This window comes from Variovorax sp. efr-133-TYG-130 (genome assembly GCF_030208835.1).
Classification (GTDB): Bacteria; Pseudomonadota; Gammaproteobacteria; order Burkholderiales; family Burkholderiaceae_C; genus Variovorax.
The window spans coordinates 90,128-107,016 of the sequence record NZ_JARVTD010000001.1 but is presented as its reverse complement, the minus strand read 5'-3'; the positions used below and the strand labels follow the sequence as shown (position 1 = coordinate 107,016).

Here is a 16,889-nt window from a genome sequence, read left to right as displayed (position 1 = left end):
CCTGCGCAGCCGGGGAGACTGCGGTACCCTGCGCTTCGGGCGGGGCAGAATCCGCCCCGCCCATTCCTGTTCGCGCTGCCGGCGCTGCCCGCTTGACCTCCCTCCCCGCTGCCCCACCCCAGCCCCGCCACGGCGCATGGCTTGCCTGCGGCGTGGTCGGCGCCACCCTGCTGGCGCTGATCGCGCTGGGCCACGACGGCCGGCGCATCGCGCAGCTCGCGGTGCTGGCATTGCCGATGGTGCTGTGGCTCGCATGGCCGCTGCGCAGCGCGCGCGTGCGTCGGCTGCGCACGGTGCTGGTCTGGCTCTGGGCCATGGGCTTCGCGCTGGACGCCACAGTGCGGGCCTACCTCCTCGACACCTATCAAGCCGCGCCCGACGGCGCGATGGTGCTGGGCGCGGCAGCCAACACCAACGCGCGCGAGAGCACGGAGTACCTGTGGATGCACTGGCGCTCGGCGGCCGTGTGGGGCGCCTTGCTGGTCGCCTCGGGCCTGCTGGTGGGCATGTTCGCGCGGCGCGGCGCGGTGGCCCCGACAGCAGCGCGCCCCGCCCGCTGGATCACCGCACTGCTGGCGCTGGCGCTGCTGGTGTCCTGCGTGGCCTATGCGAGCAAGCCGTGGAGGCGGCTGCATCCCGCGATCTTCTGGACCCAGTGGGCCCAGTCGCTGCGCACGCTGCAGGCCGCCTGGGCCGACCAGCAGCAGCAACGCGACCGCCTGACGGCGCAGGCCAAGGCCATTGCGCCCGTCATCACGCAGGCCGGGCCTTCCACCGTGGTGCTGGTCATCACCGACAGCATCAACCGCGACAACATGGGCCTGTACGGCTACGGCCGCCCGACCACGCCGCGCCTGCAGGCGCACAAGGCGCAGACCGGCGAGCAGATGGCGGTGCTGAAGAACGCATGGTCGGTGGACGCAAGCACCCTGCCCGCCTTGCGCAACATGTTCCGCTTCGGCCTGCCTGACAGCGAGAACCCGCCGCACGTGCTGGCGCTGGCGCGCGCCGCGGGCTACAAGGTCTGGTGGATCAGCAACCACGACGACCTGGCCATCGAGCAGCAGCATGCGCGCTTCGCCGACGTGGTCGACATGGTCAACCGCACGCCGGGCCGCGCCAGCGCCTCGCTGGACGGCGAGGTGCTCGACTGCGTGCAGGAAGCGCTGGCCGACACCAGCACCGAGCGCAAGCTGATCGTGGTCCACCTGATGGGCGCGCATCCGCACTACAGCCTGCGCTTTCCGGCAAACGCCAACCCCTTCGACGACGACATCGACGCGGTGGAAAACGGCCTGGTGAAGAACGGCCGCTCCTCATGGGTGCGGCGCTTCCGCCAGGAGTACGACGCGGCGCTGCTGTATCACGACTTCGTGGTGTCCGAGCTGCTGCAGCAGACGCGCAGCGCGGGCAAGCCGCAGGACTACCGCGCATGGATGTACCTGTCGGACCACGGGCAGGAAGTGGGCCATGTGAGCGACCGGGCGGGCCACAGCCCCTCGACCGCGTCGGGCTACCGCATTCCGGCCGTGGTGTGGCGCAACCAGCAGCCGCTGCCGGCCAGCGAGATGCAGCAGCCGTTTCGCGCGGACTGGACCGGCTGGACCCTGATGGACCTGCTCCACATCCAGTGGAACGGGCAGAAGCCCGAGCGCGACGTGCTGGGCGGCGCCTACCGCTGGCAGGCGCCGGAGATTCCGGTGGCGGTGGAGTCGTTCTCGCGGTAACTCGTAAGCTGCACAAGCACTTGACGCATCAGAAGCTCGTGTTGAGATTGAAGCCCAGCGTGACCTTCGCGGTGCGATAGCCCTCCGGCTTGCTGATCGGCGCGCCGACGAAGAAGTCGTAGCTCAGCTTGCTCCACTGGCCGCGTACGCCGATGACGGCGCCGGCCAGGCTGCGGCCGAGCAGGTCGACCGTCGAACGGCCGCCGACGTGGCCATAGTCGGCACCGACGTACAGCTCCGCCCCGCTTTTACCCACGGCCCATCCGATGTCGTTGCGGATGAGCCAGCCGCGCTCCCCCATCAGGCTCGTCTCGCCATCGAAGCCGCGCACCGTGTAGCGTCCGCCGATGGCGAAGCGGTCCTGCGGTGTCAACGCCGTGCGGTTCCATTGGGCGCGGATCAGGCCGGAGTAGCGCAGCTTCTGCTCGCCGACTTTGAACGGCGCGTTGAGCGTGACATCGGCCGTGTACAGCTTCAGCCGCGAGGTGCCCTCGCCGAACTCTTCTTCCGGCGCGGCGCGCGAACCGAAGCCGCCGGTGCCGCGCTTGTAGGCCAGCGTGCCTTCGAGCGTCGCCTCGCCGATGTATTCCTTGTGATTGAGGCTGAGCTCCCAGCCACCGACCACGCGGTGCTGCACCTCGACCTCGGTGTCGTCCACGAAGTTGCGCGACTCGCGGCGCCAGCCCTTGATCGCAATGCTTGTCTTGCGGCTCTGGTCGCGGTAGACGAGGCGCGAAAGCTTGACCTCGGCATTGTTGGACTTGCCGGCGTAGACGTAATCCTGGTTCAGGCCGGCCACGCTCTGGTGGTACTGGCTGTTGGAGGCCGTGAGGCCCAGCAGCCAGTAGCCATAAGGCAGCGAGTAGTGAACGGTCTGGCCTTCGGTGCCCTTGGCCGGATCGCTGAACACGTGGTTGTTGACGTTGTGGTTGGCGCTGACGTAGAACAGGTCGTTCAAGCCGAAGGGGTTGTCCAGGGACAGGGTGGCGCCGGACTGATAGCGGCCGGTGGCTTCGGTGCCGCTGTCGTCGAGGTTCAGGGTGACGCGCCATTTCTTGACCTGGACGTACTTGACGACGAGGTCGCTGTCGCCGGGCTTGGCGTTGGGCGCGGTCGAAGGCTCGATCTGGATATCGGCTTCGACGGTGGGGGCGCGCTTGAGGTTTTCTAGGCCTTGTTCGATGTCGCGCAGGTTCAGGAGATCGCCTGGGCGCACAGGAATGGCCGTGGCCAGCAAAGCAGAACTGCCGAGCAGCGTGGACGAAGAGTCTGGCGTCGTCCGAATGGCGGCGATGCGGCCGGGCACCAGTGTGAGAGTCAGCGTGCCGGTGGACAAGTCCTGCGACGCGGCCAGTACACGAGTGGTGACGTAGCCGCGTGCAATGACGGCCTGCTGCGCACGGGCGAGAACTACGTTGACACCAGCCGTGCCCAGACAACGGCCAACGGGTGAATCGTTGCCCTCAGGGCCGGACAGATCAGCAACGGCCCATTGGAAAGACTCAGACTGCTCTCCAACGAGCAGCACGCGCTCGATGCGAAAACACGGGGACTCCGCTTCAGGAATGCGCTGTACTGGCGCTGGCGGCGCAGCCTGCGGGCGCTGGTCGACGGTGCGCTCATTCTGCTCGCGCAGGGCGCGCTCGCGCTCCTGCTGGCGTTGCTGCTCGACGAAGGGCTGTGGCGTTGTCGGAGACTGCTGAGCCAGTGCCGCCAGCGGTGATACGACAAGGGCTGCGGCAACGGCCATGCGCGTGCGCAGATGCACGCCAACGGGATGGATCATGATCAGCGCTTGAACTCGACCGTGCGGACAGCGGACGGCTTGCCGGAGAAACCGCTCACGGCGCCATCGGCGCCAAAGAGGATGTCCACCGGCTCATCTTCCTGGGTCGTCCAGTAGCGCCAAGTGTTGCCGTCCAGGTCCTTGGTGTCGTTGCGCGAGGGATAGCTCAGCGACATCAGCACCTGAGGCCGCGTCATGCCGACGACGACCCTGGCAGAGTAAACGGCCTTCTGCACGTCGGGGCTCCAAGTGACGAGCGTCAACTTTGGGTCTGTCGGAACGACGATTTGGCGCATCCAGCGCTGCATGTCCTCCTTGCTGCGGGCCGTGTCGTCGCGCAGAGAGACGTAATCGCCGCCAATCATTCCGTATGCGTACTTGTCACGCTTCACGGTGTCGATCACGGCAGACTCGCCGGCCGGCACGATGGCTCCGCCCAGCATGTTGGTGCTGGAGACCCATCCGTAGTCGGGGCGCAGGTTGCAGCAGGTGTAGCCGGTGATGGGCTGTGTGAGTTTGGTGGCGCAGCCGGACAGCAGGAGAAAGCCACCAACGAAGGCGAAGACAGCGAAAATGCGATGAAGGCGAAGGGTATGGAGCAGCGACATATTTATCTGTGAATTGACAGGCCACAAGCGGCATTGAAGACAAGACGATGAGCTTGGCGATTCATGGTTGGATTGCTACTGAAATCGACAGTTGTTTGCGCCTGTTCTACCGACGCTGCGGGCTGATTTGGCTTGAATTGAAAAGGAGCGCAGGACATGGCTGCGCGAGATCGCAAATGGTCTTCCAAGTCCAGCAGCAGGGGTGTGAACTTCGTGCGACACACTCAAGGCGGCATACATCAAGCGCTGACCAGCGCCACCAGATCACGCATGCCCGGCGCTACCTCAGGTTTGCCCAAGAAATAGCGCTGCTTGAGCATTGCAAGGTTCAGACGCAGCAGAGGCCAGCTTGTGGGGCTGATGTCTTCACCTCGGCGCGCGGCTTCACGCGCCACCTCGCCAGTCCTAAGCAGTAGAGTTGGGTGACGGATTTCATCGAACAGGCTGTCGAAGTGAGCCACCAACGCTGAGTCGGGTGCAACGGTTTGACCTGTGGGCAGCGCCGCCAACTGATCGATCAGGCTGCGTGCCCACTCGGCATAGCGCTGGGTCCATTTAAAGGAGCGGCGCATCTTGATGATGGACTGAGCCATGTCCAGGCGGCCCCACGCAGCCGCAGTCAGAGCGCATTCGATCAATGCCGATTGGCTCATCTCGTCCCAAAAACTGTTCTTGAGGGCCGCCACTTCTTCGGCACAGCCTTGCAGTGCCTCGAAGTGACACGGCTCCAGCACGAAGGCCTCGCCAAGCAGGCAGCGGCTGAACAAGTCGCCCCGTTGGAAGTTGAACCAGCGCCGAGCCTTCCATTCGTTGCCCCAACCGCCAAGCCCATCGCGCTCCCAGCGCTGGGGCTCGGTTTTGGCGCGTTCGATTTTTTGACGGACCCACCCCAAATAAGTGTTTGCAAGTTCGGTCTGCTCAGGTGCGCCGCAAAGTATGTCGATCCCGCAATTTAGATCGAAAGACATGAACGGTTCTCTCGAACGCGACCAATCCAAAAAAAGACCTTCGCGCTCGACTCGTTTGACTACATCAAATAATCCTTGAGGTCCCATCCGCCGCGTCAGTTGGGCCTTCCATTCTTCGTTGATTGTGCTCATGGATCAATTTTTAGGATTCTGGGAAGAACAATAACGCTGGTGGCCGAAGTTCTCCCGCCTGTTGCGCTGCGCAGTGCGTCTAGGGCCGCCTGCGGCGGATTGGATGTGGGGCCAAGGAAGAGTTGGGTCTGAAAAGTTAGGTTATCAATCTGTTGCATAGCGACGCGCCTAGCATCTTCCGGAATCGTTGCATCACTCTCAATCTTGGCCCGCAACTGCGCCAAATTCTTATTGAGTTGCGCCTCTCCCCTAGACCCTTCCCCAAACGCCGTCAGCTTGCCCACGGTCCCCGACTTATCTTCCACGATGACCAACTGGTAGCCGCCATCGGCATTTTGCTTGATGTACGAGGGATCGAAGCCATTGCCATTGGACAGCCGCGCATCGACGACGGTAACCACATTCTCCGTGGCCTGGGCGTAAGAGATGGCCGCGCGCTCATGGTCGACGCTTTGCGACCCAATGAGGTTGTTCGGATCAGTTGGCCCCCAGCTATACGCATTGCTGGCAAACACCACGGGAATGGAGGTTCCGCTGGAGTCGCGCGTCACCGCAATCACGGAGCCCGGTGACGTGTTCGCAACGCCAACAGCTGTGCTGGTTGGCGCGGGCAGTTGGGGCGCGGGCTCGTAGTTGCCGGTTTTGGCGTTGTAGGTCAGCACCGTGCCATTGCGCTCGATGATCTGGACGTCGGCATAACCGACCCGGATGACTGCCGGCGGCGTATTGGTCGCCGCCGCTTGACCGGCGGCCACCGCAGCCTCCCCCATGGCCCCATAGACCCGCATCGCCGCCATGCCGGCACCCGAGGTTGCAAACGCGCAGTTGGTTCCCGCCACGCAACTGCCCATCGCTTGTGCCTCGCCCAGCAACTGCTGACCCACAAGAACCAGCGCCTTCAGATCGTTGCCGGTGGCGCCGTCCTGTAATTTTCGAAGGGCGTTGTAGTTATCGCTAATGCACTGCGTCGTGCCGCAACTCAGCGCCTGGTTGATGGCGCTGCTGACGTTGTCGCTGGTCGGCCCCGTGGTGTTTTGCAGATACTGCTTGAACTGGCCGTTCGCGACGTTCAGCGCAATCTGGTTGGCCACTCGGATGCCATCTTTATTTTGCAGATCCTGGATGGTGTTGACCGCCACGTTGGTGGTCATGCCGAAAGCGCCGCCCGCATACTTGGCCAGTTGGGTGTTGCTTGCCCAGAGGGCGTCGCTGCCCTCCTGGATGGTCTTGGCCAGTTGGTCGCAGTTCTCCTTGCAGTTGAGGAAGGCGGCGCTTTGCACTGCGCTGATGCCGGCGTAGCTGTTAAGGATTGCGTTGCGCTGGTCCTGGTTGCTGGCACCCGCCAGCGCGGCCATCATGTCCTTGACTTGTGTGCTGGTCAGATAGTTGTTGGTGGTGGCATCGAATGCACTGGCTGCGCCGGCACCACCGCCCGTGGCCGCACCGAGTGCTGTGCTGACGGCCGTGACAAGCCCATCTTGCACAGACTGCGGCAGATTCAACTGACCCATGACATTGGCGATGGTGGTGATGGACGCTTGGCTGACGCCTGCTCCCACCGCACCGCCGACGCCACCGCCAAGCGCGCCAACCACCATATGCATGGCTACACGGTTGGAGCCACCTTCTGCCCAATCATTGGCCTGCTGCTGCCACTGGTCGGCTGTTTGCCCGCCGTAGGTTCCATCGGCCGAGTTGGCCGCCAAGGCCGCGTTCGTCATGGCCGTCCTGTATTTGTCGTTGGCATAGACACCTACGGCTTGACCCGCTTGCTGCTGGAACTGCTGTGTCAGTTGCGCCTGGGCCTGAACGTTCTGGACGATGGCTTGGGTATTCCAGTCCTTGACCAAAATTCCCGCACTGGCGGTGCTTCCGGTTCTGACCGTCTGGTCCCCCGCAACGCCACTGATCCCGCTGCCCGTCGTGCTGCTCTGGTTGTTGCCGCTGTAGTTGCCCACGCCCGCGCCGCCAGGCTTGATGCCCGGCTGTGACAGCCGGTCTTGCGCGGCCTGCTGCTGCGGCGTGGCATTCGGGTTTGTGGTCTGGCCCACGCTCAAACTCCCCCCCACCGAATAGCTACTTCCGCTGGACTGGCTCACGTTCTGCAAGTCCACCATGCTGAGCGTGCCACCCGTCTGGAAGCTGTTCTTGCCCGCGTCGATGGCCGCCTGGGTGCTCTCGATCACTGCCCCCGTAAGGTTCGTGTTGCCCTTGACGTTCACGTCAAAGCCGCCATCCCCCGCCTTGATGCCCGCCTGGGTGTTCGGACTGATGAAGACGCCATCCGCTTTGGCACTGGCTGCATTGCCGCTGACCGTGGCCACTGCCCCGTAACAGATCGGTGGAACGCAGATGCTCACGCCGAAGCCACTGCTGGACTGGCGGCTCGCGCCCACACTCACGTCCTGCAAGGTGGTGATGTTCAGGTCGCCCCCAACGTCCGCCATCACGCGGCTGCCTTCGATAGTCGCTCCATTGAGCGTGAGGTTGCGACCACTAGAGACGTTCACGGCGTTGCCGCCAGAAACCTGGGTGGCGTTGTAGGTCGTCTCGTTCTGGTTGTCGCTGCCCTTGCCGTTTTGAACGCCCAACTGGATGCTGAAGCCGGTCTGCGCGCCGGCACCGAAGGTCACCCCGACGCTGCTGCCGTGGCTGGAGTTCTGGCCCACCGTCAAGCTGGTGTTCTTGCTGGCCTCGAGCAGGATGTCGTTGTCTGCCGCCAGGTTGACGGTGTTGCCCGCCGCGATGGTGGAGCCCACAGCATGGATGTTTGAGTTGGCGCCCGAGCCCGTGGCCACGATGTTGACGTTGTTGGCCCCCGTCACGCTGGAACCCACGGCCGTGGTATTGGTCGTGACGCTGGTGCCCTGACTGGTATTGCGGCTCGCGCTCACGCTCACGCCGTAGCTGAGCTGACCCATGTTGCTCAAATCGGTCAGGCTGGGGCCACTGCCGCTCAAAGCGCCAGCGAGCGTGCTGCCCGCGCCGTAGGCTTGCCGGCCCGCCATAGCCAGATTCAGCGCACCCAGGGCTTGCATACGGCCATTGCCTCGGGTGTCTTCCATCGCCCGCACGGTGCTTTGGGCATTTCGCAGGCTGTCGGTGCTCACCCCCATGAAGCTGGCGCTGCCACCGAGCTTGCTGCTGGAACTGCGCTGCATGCTGACCGTTTGCTCAGTGTTGTACGCCTCGTTGATGGTGACGTTCTTGGCAAGGATGTTGACATCTCCACCCACCGAGGGGCCTCCTTGCCCCGCAGCCAGGACGCTGCTGGCGGTCTGGCGGTACTCGTTGCCAGCCACCAATGTCACGTTGCCCGTGAGACTGGCCGCCTGGCTGGATTGCTGAGTGGTGCGGATGGTCGCCTGGGCGCCGAAGTCCTTGATGTTTCCCAATCCAGGTTGCGCCCAGGAGCCGATGAAGCCGCTCTTGCCGTTGGCCGAGGAACTGCTGCTGAGTTCGGTGTTCTGGGCGCTCTCGATGGTGAGATTGCGCCCGGCCATCATGGTGATGTCCTTGTCAGCCACGACGATGGCCGCTTGCAAGGTCGTATCGCGCCCGCTGATGGTCTGCAGGCTGCCCGCCGAGATGGTAGTGCCGATAGCCTGGGTCTTGATGTCGGCGCTGGCGCTGTTCCCAGAGAACTGGCGATTGCCATAGCCGCCGACTGGACCTCCGGCATCCGAGGCAACAGCCCACGCTTTGGAAAACCCCGTGCTGCTGCTGCGCTGCTGGCTGGCGTGCAAGTCTTGAGTGGTCCGATTGGCGGTCGTGAGGTTGATATCGCGCCCGGCCGACAGGCTCATCGCGTCCTGCGAACTCAGTTGCGCAGCCTGGGCGTTGATGTCGTTGCCGGCGGCCAGGGCCACGGTCTTGCCGCTCAGACTGCTGGACAGCACATCCACGGTGCTGGTGCTGTCCAAGGTGCTGGAGTTGTTGCTCCTGAACAGGGATTTGGACGACCGGTGCGTGGCTGCGGCCACGCTGCTCGTCTCCTGGCCTGCGGTGATATTGATGTCGTTGCCGGCCGTGGCGACCAATGCGCCATCAGCGCTGGCGACTGCGCCGGCACGGATGTTCAGATTGTTGCCGGCAGCGAGACGCACGTTGTCCTGCCCTTGGATGACAGAACCCACCTCCCGACTCTCCGAAGAAACACCCGCAATGTTCTTGTTTGCGAACGAGATGGTGTATCCCTCGGTCACGGTGCCGAGGTTGACATCGTGCCCAGCGGCAACGGATGCCGAGCCCGCGCTGACCAGGACTGCGCCAACCAGGTTGACGTCGCGCCCGGCCGAGGCAATCAGCGTGCCGCCCGGATTGGTGACATAGACCCCGGCCACACGGTCGATGGCAGTAGTCGTGCCACGGGATCGCGTAGTGGTTTCTATGTTGATGTCGCCACCGGCCGTCAGGACTGCGGCATCTCTCGCCGTGATGCTGGCTCCGATGTTGTTGATATTGTTGCGCGCATCGATACCGACATTGCCACCCGCGATCCGCCCGCCATCGAGGTTGTTGACGTTGTCGGCGGTGATAGACACCAGAGAGCGACCAGCAATGGTGCCGGTATTGACGACATCCCCCGAACTCTTGATAACAGTCGCATCGGCACTCAGGAGCGCCCCGGAGCCATCGATGTCGCCAGGGCGCACACGCACATAGACCTGAGGCACGAGGACGCGCTGGGTGCTGCCATCTGGCAACGTCACCGTCTGCTCCACGAGCCAAACTATGTCGCTGGTCAACTGCGCCATCTGCGCCGCGCTCAAAGCTACGCCTGGGCGCAGGCCGTACTGTTTCGCGAAGGTCGCTCCTGCATCCATCAACGCGGCGTACTGATCGTCGTCGTTGCTGTACCCATCCAGATAGCGATACCCCGTAAGCTGGGCAACCTGCTCGCGAATAAGCTTCTGCTCGTAGAAGCCGTCGCCTAAGCGTTTGAGGATGTTGTTGGGGTCCAGACCAAGGCTGTTCAGCAGGTATTCGCTGCTGAGCCAATTGCGGTAGTTGGCAAAGCGCGGATCCGTCTCGACCAGGTAGCTTCCGCCCGCACGGATGCTGAACAGGCTGGCCGTGGGTATGCCGATGCTCGGCGTGCTGGTGCGCACGACCATCGGCACGGTCCGGCTCGCACCCGCTTGGGCCGACGAATCTGCCCCCTGTGCTGAGCCGTTCGCGGCAACGTTCGTGGTGCCTGCACCAGTACTCGTCCCCGTCGTCCCTCCTGGCCCGCTGGCGCCCGACGCGCCACTCGCGCGCTGGCCGTCAGCCCTGATCAAGTCTCCTACATTGGCAGCAACTTCGACGATGACGCCAGGGCCGCTACTCCCATTCACACCACCGGCGCCGCCTGCATTGCCCGTTGCACCGCCGACGGGCGCGACCCCGGCGTTATAGCCTTGGCTGGCGTTGATGTGCTCCTGGTACTTGTAGGCGCCCAGGGAAACCGAGGTCGGTGCTGCAAAGAGGGGGATGTTCACCCCCTGCACTGCGCCTTGGTTGTCGATGACGTTTGCGAGGCCAGTGACCGTGCGCTGGCCATTCAACTGGCTCGATTGGTAGCTGTTCGCCGTGATCGTTCCGCCGGCCAGCACTTGGCTGTTCTCGTTGTAGAGACGGCCATTGACGCTCAAGTTGCCGCCTGCGACAAGGCGAGCAGGGTCGATGTTGATCGCGGTGTCTTCAGTAGTCGTGAGGTTGTTGGTCCAGACGGCATAGCCACCGATACCGACGAGTTCGCCGGTGTCTTTCCGGAACACGGAGCCGCTGGCCGGATCGACATTGACTTCGTTCAAGGGGTAAGTCGTGGTCCTGCCTACACCGCTGCCCACGAGCGTCTTGGGGGCGATGCCGGTCAGCACTTCGGACGTCACCTTCGGCGTACCCATCTGAATGTGCACGTCCCTGTTGTTGACGTTGGCCATCGATATGGTCATGTCGCCCAGAGATTCGATGTCGGCGCTCAGGTTATCGAGCGTGCCGCCTTGACCGGTTGCCTGACGGGCTGCATTGAGCCCCCCGCCAATGAACATGTTCCCGGCGCTGAAAATGAGCGCGTGATTGCGGTTGGCGATGGTGCCAGCGCCGATGCTCAAACTACTGCGCGCCGCGATGGATCCTGCCTTGGTAACGCCGTTGGCTGTTTCGGCATCGTTCTCGAGCGCGCCCACGCCAATGGAAATTGCGTCGCCGTAAATTCGACCCGTGCCGATGTTCTTCAGCGTGCCGGCATTGATCTGCGTTGCACCTCGGCTGTCGATCAGGCCTCGATTGGTCAGCGTACCGCTGGCATTGACCACGGTATTCGGACCGGACATCTCGGCATTGACCGTGTTGTCGACGTTGTTGCCGCCTACCGTGAGGGTTTGGCCGGCCAGCAGCTTGCCGTTGTTGGTGAAGTTGCCTGTGGTGGTGTAGCTCAGGTTTCCATTGGCACTCACCTCGCCGTTGTTGACGATGTCCTGCGTGAGCGCAATGCTCAGGTTCTTGCCCGACACAGCCTTGCCGTCGCCGCTGAAGGTGGCCGCATCGATCTTCAGGCTCTTGTCGGCCACCAACGTGCCGTTGGTGTTCACGAGGTTCAGCGTCTTGGCACCGGGATTCGCGGCATTCGGATCGACGACAGCCAGCGTATCGCCGGCCGAGACCAGCCCGCTCTTGTTGCTGACAGTTCCTCCGCTGGTGATGGTGGCGTTGACATCGGCGCGGATCGCCCCCGCGTCGTTGTTCAGCGCACCGGTGCCGATGACGACGTTCTTGCCTTCAATGCCTTGGTCGGTGCCCTGGGCATTGGTGTTGACGATGGAGCCGGCATTCAGCGTCGTCGTGGCCAGCGAGCGCACAAGGCCGCTCGAGTTCTGGATGTCTGAAGCATTGATCGAGACATTGCCCGCTGCCTGTGTTTTACCGCCGTTGTTCTTGTAGCTCGCGCCATGCGTGTTGATGGACACCGCGGACTGGCCAAGCACCAGGCCACCGCCGGTGCTGGTGAATGCCAGTGTGTCGGCGGTCAGCGCATTCTTCGAGCCGACGAAGCCGGCTGTGTTGTTCAGCGCGCCCGTCTTCAGGTCGAGTGTGTCCGCGCTGGTGATGCCGCCCTGCTGGTTGCTGTAGCTCGACGCATTGGTGTTGCTCAGGCTCTGACCATTCGTGTTGATGGTCATCGCACTACCCGACTGAATCAGCCCGGCGTCATTGGTCAGAGAGCCGGAGCTGATGGCCACCGTCGTGGTCGCGGCAATCGTGCCGCTCGCACCGTTGTCCAGCGCGTTGCCGTGGGTGTCCACGCTCAGGCTGGCACCGAACACCTTGCCTGATCGGTTCAGCAGGCCCCCATTGCTCAAGGTGGTGATGCCGCCTGCTTGCAGGGTGCCGCTGTTGTTGATCGTCTGGCCCATCGTCGTGACAGCCAGCTTGCCGTTGACTGCGGCGGTAGTTCCCGCGCTGTTGTCCAGGCTGGCGGCGCCAACCGTGGTGTTGCCGTTGGCCGCGAGCGTGCCACCGACGTTCGTTGCAGTGCCTGCGATGGTGGCGCCGAGGTCACCGACCGCAGTTACGCTGCCAGCGTTGTTGTTGAGGCTGCCTGCTGCGATCGTGGTGTTGCCGCCTGCGCCGATCACACCCTTGCTGCTGTTGTCGAGAAGGCCGCCGACGTTCAGGTCGAGGCTGGAAGCCTCCGCGGCGCGAATGGAGCCGCCTCGATTCAACAAGCCGCCTGCGCGAATGCTTATCTTGCCGTTGCTGGCAATGACACCCGCGTTGCTGTTGTCCAGCGCACCGACCACGGTGATGCGCGTCGCATCGCTGCCGGTCTGGACAATCTGTCCACCGCGATTGCTCAGCGAGGCTGCGTCGATGGTGATTTGTTTGGCGCTGGTTGCTGCCTTGCTACCGTCCTGGTTGAAGGCCCCTGACATGGCGACGACCAGCGCACTGTTCGTCGTAATCTGGCCGTTGGCGCCATCGAAGCTGCCGCCTGCGATGGTCAAGGTGCCGTTGCCCGCATGCTCGATCCTGCCGGCGTTGTTCGTCGCCGCCCCCACCTGCAGAGTCAGGTCCTGACCATTGCTGGCAATGCGCGAACCATCGTTGTTCAACGTGCCGCTCACGGCGATGGTGGTCGCGCCCGCGCCGGTCTGCACAATCTCGCCAGCATTCGTATTGGCGATGTTCGACGCGCTGATCTGGAGTTGACGCGCGTTGAGCTGACCAACCTCGTTGACAAGGGTTTGCGCAGAGTTGCCGGTGGCGGTGATCACCAGCACGCCGGGGGTAAACACCTTGGCCTTGCTGGTGATGACATCGCCCTGCGTGGCCGTGACCACAATGTTCGCGGCACTGGTCTGGCTGGTCGACAGATCGACGCTCGCGCCTTGCAAGGTGGTGTTGCCGGCCGCGAGATTCGTTCCCATCGCCACGAGCGCGCCGCTGGCGCTCACGCGGAGGTCCCCCGTTGCGCCGAGCTTGCCATCGCTCTCGATGCCAGCCCCCATCACACCCGAACTGCCGCCTTGCACACTGCCAGCTGCGACGCTGGTGTTGCGTCTCGCGGTGATGCTGCCATCGTTGGCCAGTTGCCCGTCCACCAACAAGCTGGCGTCATTGCCACCGCGCAGGCTCCCTGCATTGGAGAGGCTGCCTGCCTTGACCGTCAGATCGGTTGCTGCTGCGACATAGCCAGAGGCATTGGCCAGCGCGCCGCTCACATTCAATTTCGCTGCGGCCTGGGTCGACTGGATCGAGCCCTTGTCGTTGCCAAGAGAGCCCGCACCGAGCACAAGCGCTTGGTTGGCGACCAGCGTACCCGTCGTATTCTTCACGGCGCCTTGAACTTGGGCCGTCAGCGTGTTCAGCGCGGAAACGGTGCCGCCCGTGTTGTCCAGGCTTGCGGCAGTCAGCGTGGTGCTGCGGTTCGCGGCAACGGTGCCGCCTTGGTTGCTGGTCGCTTCGCTCGTGGTGCTCGACACATCCCCCGCAGCCGTGAGGCGGCCCGCATCGTTGTCGAGGCTGCCCGCCTTAAGCGCGGCGTTGCCGCCGGCGCTCATCTCGCCTTGGCGGTTGTCCACCAGGCCTGATACCGTCACCGTCAGGTCCGACGTCTGGGCCGCGCGAAGAGTGCCGCCCTTGTTGGTCAGGCTGGCAGCGGCGAGGTCGAGGCCGCCATTGCTCGCCAGCGTTGCACCGCTGTTGTCGATGGCCCCTGATGTCACGATGCGGGTGATGCCGGCGCCTGTCTGCACGATCTCGCCGCTGCCGTTGTTGGCGATGTTCGAGACGCTCAGGTTGAGCTGGCCGGCGTTGAGTTGGCCGCCCTCGTTGACCAGCGTCTGGCCGGGCTGGGCATTGGCGGTGATGCTCAAGGTACCTGGCGTGACGACGGAGGCCTTGCTCGTCACGACATTGCCCTGCGTCGCAGTGACCACGACATCGGCGGCGCTGGTCTGGCTCCTCGATAGATCGACGCTTGCGCCCTGCAGCGTGGCGTTGCCCGCCGCGAGGTTGGTGCCGTTGGCAACCAATGCGCCGCTGACGGTCATGCGCAGGTCGCCAGTACCGCCGAGCTTCCCGTCGTTCTGCACGCCCGCGCCGAACACGCTGGCCGAGCCCCCTTGAACGCTCCCTGCGGTAATTGTCGTGTTGCGGCCCGCTGTGACATTGCCGTCGTTGGTCAGCGCCGTACCGACCGCGATGTTCGCGTCGTTAGCACCGCGCATGCTGCCGCTGTTGGCGAGCGAACCGGCCTGGACGTTCACGTCGGTGGCCGCATCGATGCTGCCCCCGCTACCGTTGCTCAGCACGCTGGTCACGCCAAGTTGAACGCTGGACTGCGCCGACTGAATGCTGCCCTGAGTGTTCTGCAGCGAGCCGGCGTTCAGCGTCAGCGCCAGATTGGACGTCAGAGTGCCGCTGTTGTTGATGCTGGCCCCCGCGACCTTCGCGCTCATCGCACCCGCGGCCGATAGCGAGCCGCGTGTGTTCTCGAGCATGCCGCCGACCGTGAGGCCGGTATCGGTTGCACTGCTCAACACGCCGTCGGTATTGAGCAGATCGCCGGAGGTGGCGATGTTCAGACTGCCCGCATTGAGCTTGCCACCCGTGTTGTCGAACGTACCGACGTTCGCCCCGAAGCTTTGGCTGACATTGAGCGTACCGCCCGCATTGCTGAAACTCGGCCCCGCGACAGCCATCGTCGCCACATTGAGCGAGCCCCCCGCATTGTTGACCTGCGGCGTGTTGAGCGTGATGGGACCGCCCGCGTAGATCTTGCCCCCTTCGTTGGAGATGGTGCCGCCTGCGGCGATCAGGCCTGGTGCGGGTGGTGTGTAAGCCGCCGGGGTGGAACTACCCCCGGTGCTGGTGCCGCCTGCGTCCGTTGTCGATGGTGTGGCCGTGCCCCCACCGCTGCTCGGCATCGAGGTGCCTGGAGTTGCTGTTACCCCGCCGCTTGCACCGCTACTCACAGGCTCGGCGCCAATCACGCCGCCATCGGCATTGCTCAGGACCGGCGAAGCAATCGTCAGGCCCGCCGAACTGCCCTGCCGGATCGTGCCTCCACGGTTGGAGATGTCACCAGGCGTGGTCAGTTCCACGCGCTGCCCTTCCATCGTGCCGATGTTCTCGAGGCGGCCCGCTGCCGTAACGACCAGCCCACCGGCACCGGCTCCGATGTTTCCCGCGTTGCGCACGCCCAGGCCCGCTTCGCTTCCGATCAGGACGATCTTGTTTGCGTACATGCCGCCCAAGGCAGCGACGTCGAGCGCAAAGGTCGGCGCAGTGCCAGTACCTGTCGTGGGCGTGATCTGGCTATGGTCCGCGCTGATCTGGTTCGCGCCGGTCACCACCTTGAGCTCGCTCGCCCAGATGCTCGCGTTGGCCTGCACGGCGCGCGCAAGAATGGCCGCATAGTCGGTCTTGCTGGCATCGAGGCCCGCGCCGTCGATGGTGACGGTGCCGCCACGAACCAGGAAACTGTCGAGACCGCCGACGGCGTTGAACTGCGGCGTGCCGGTGGTGAGCGTGGCGCGGCTGGCATTGATGAAGCCGCCGCCGTCGACGCTGATGCCCGCCGGGTTCGCGATGATCACTTCCGCGCGCTGCCCACCCACTTCGATGTAGCCGCGCAGATGGCTGGGCGTTCCGCCGTTGACCTCGTTGAGGATGATGCGCGCCGGGCCTGTGGCCAGATTGGGATTGCCCTGAACGAACCCACCCAGTTGGGTCTGCACGTTCACCCGGCTGTTGTTCAGGATGGCGCCGTTCGCGCCTACGCTGAACTGGTTGTAGACGTTGCGCGAAACGCCCGCGGCGGAAGGCGTCTGGATGTTGACCAGCGGCACGCCATTGGGCGCAGTCAGAACGGTCGGGCGAAGGTTGCCGGGGACGTTCGGGGCTCCGGCGATCTGGGCCTGTGCGGCACCTGCGATCAGTGCACCAGCGAGCGCTGCAACACCTGCGGCGGTCGTCGCCCTGCTAGCGCCCTTCCCAGTACTGGTGGCCGTTTCCTGGACCACCATGCGCATCCCTCTGGCCGCGTTGAATACCACGCGGTGCAAGTGCCGATTCATCGCTCACGCTCCCTCACAGTTGTCATAGCCCAGCATCATTTGTGACCAAATGAAAACTGAGGACCGCGATTATGGGAGGGCAGCGCGTGTTTACAAGGTAT

General features: G+C 63.9%; 5 protein-coding genes. 1 reads left to right on the top strand and 4 read right to left on the bottom strand.

Features of this window, described 5'->3' with window-relative positions; all coding sequences use genetic code 11:
- Positions 1-92 precede the first annotated feature (92 nt).
- On the top strand, positions 93-1,727 hold the full coding sequence (locus tag QRN67_RS00465) for a sulfatase-like hydrolase/transferase (protein WP_503010790.1): 1,635 nt from the start codon (positions 93-95) through the stop codon (positions 1,725-1,727).
- 28 nt (positions 1,728-1,755) lie between these two features.
- Here the strand turns inward: QRN67_RS00465 and QRN67_RS00460 are convergent, their stop codons facing one another.
- From QRN67_RS00460 to QRN67_RS00445, 4 genes are all read right to left on the bottom strand, one after another.
- Positions 1,756-3,477 carry a ShlB/FhaC/HecB family hemolysin secretion/activation protein gene (locus QRN67_RS00460; protein ID WP_285409837.1) on the bottom strand — a complete coding sequence of 574 codons (1,722 nt, stop codon included), beginning with the start codon at positions 3,475-3,477 and terminating at the stop codon, positions 1,756-1,758.
- 38 nt (positions 3,478-3,515) lie between these two features.
- A complete protein-coding gene (locus QRN67_RS00455) occupies positions 3,516-4,121 on the bottom strand; it encodes a hypothetical protein (protein WP_285409758.1) in 606 nt (201 codons plus the stop codon).
- 239 nt (positions 4,122-4,360) lie between these two features.
- A complete protein-coding gene (locus QRN67_RS00450) occupies positions 4,361-5,221 on the bottom strand; it encodes a hypothetical protein (protein ID WP_285409757.1) in 861 nt (286 codons plus the stop codon).
- Positions 5,218-16,788: a hemagglutinin repeat-containing protein gene (locus QRN67_RS00445; protein ID WP_285409756.1), complete on the bottom strand. Its 11,571-nt coding sequence runs from the start codon at positions 16,786-16,788 to the stop codon at positions 5,218-5,220. Before QRN67_RS00445 ends, QRN67_RS00450 begins: the two co-directional genes overlap by 4 nt.
- Positions 16,789-16,889 lie beyond the last annotated feature (101 nt).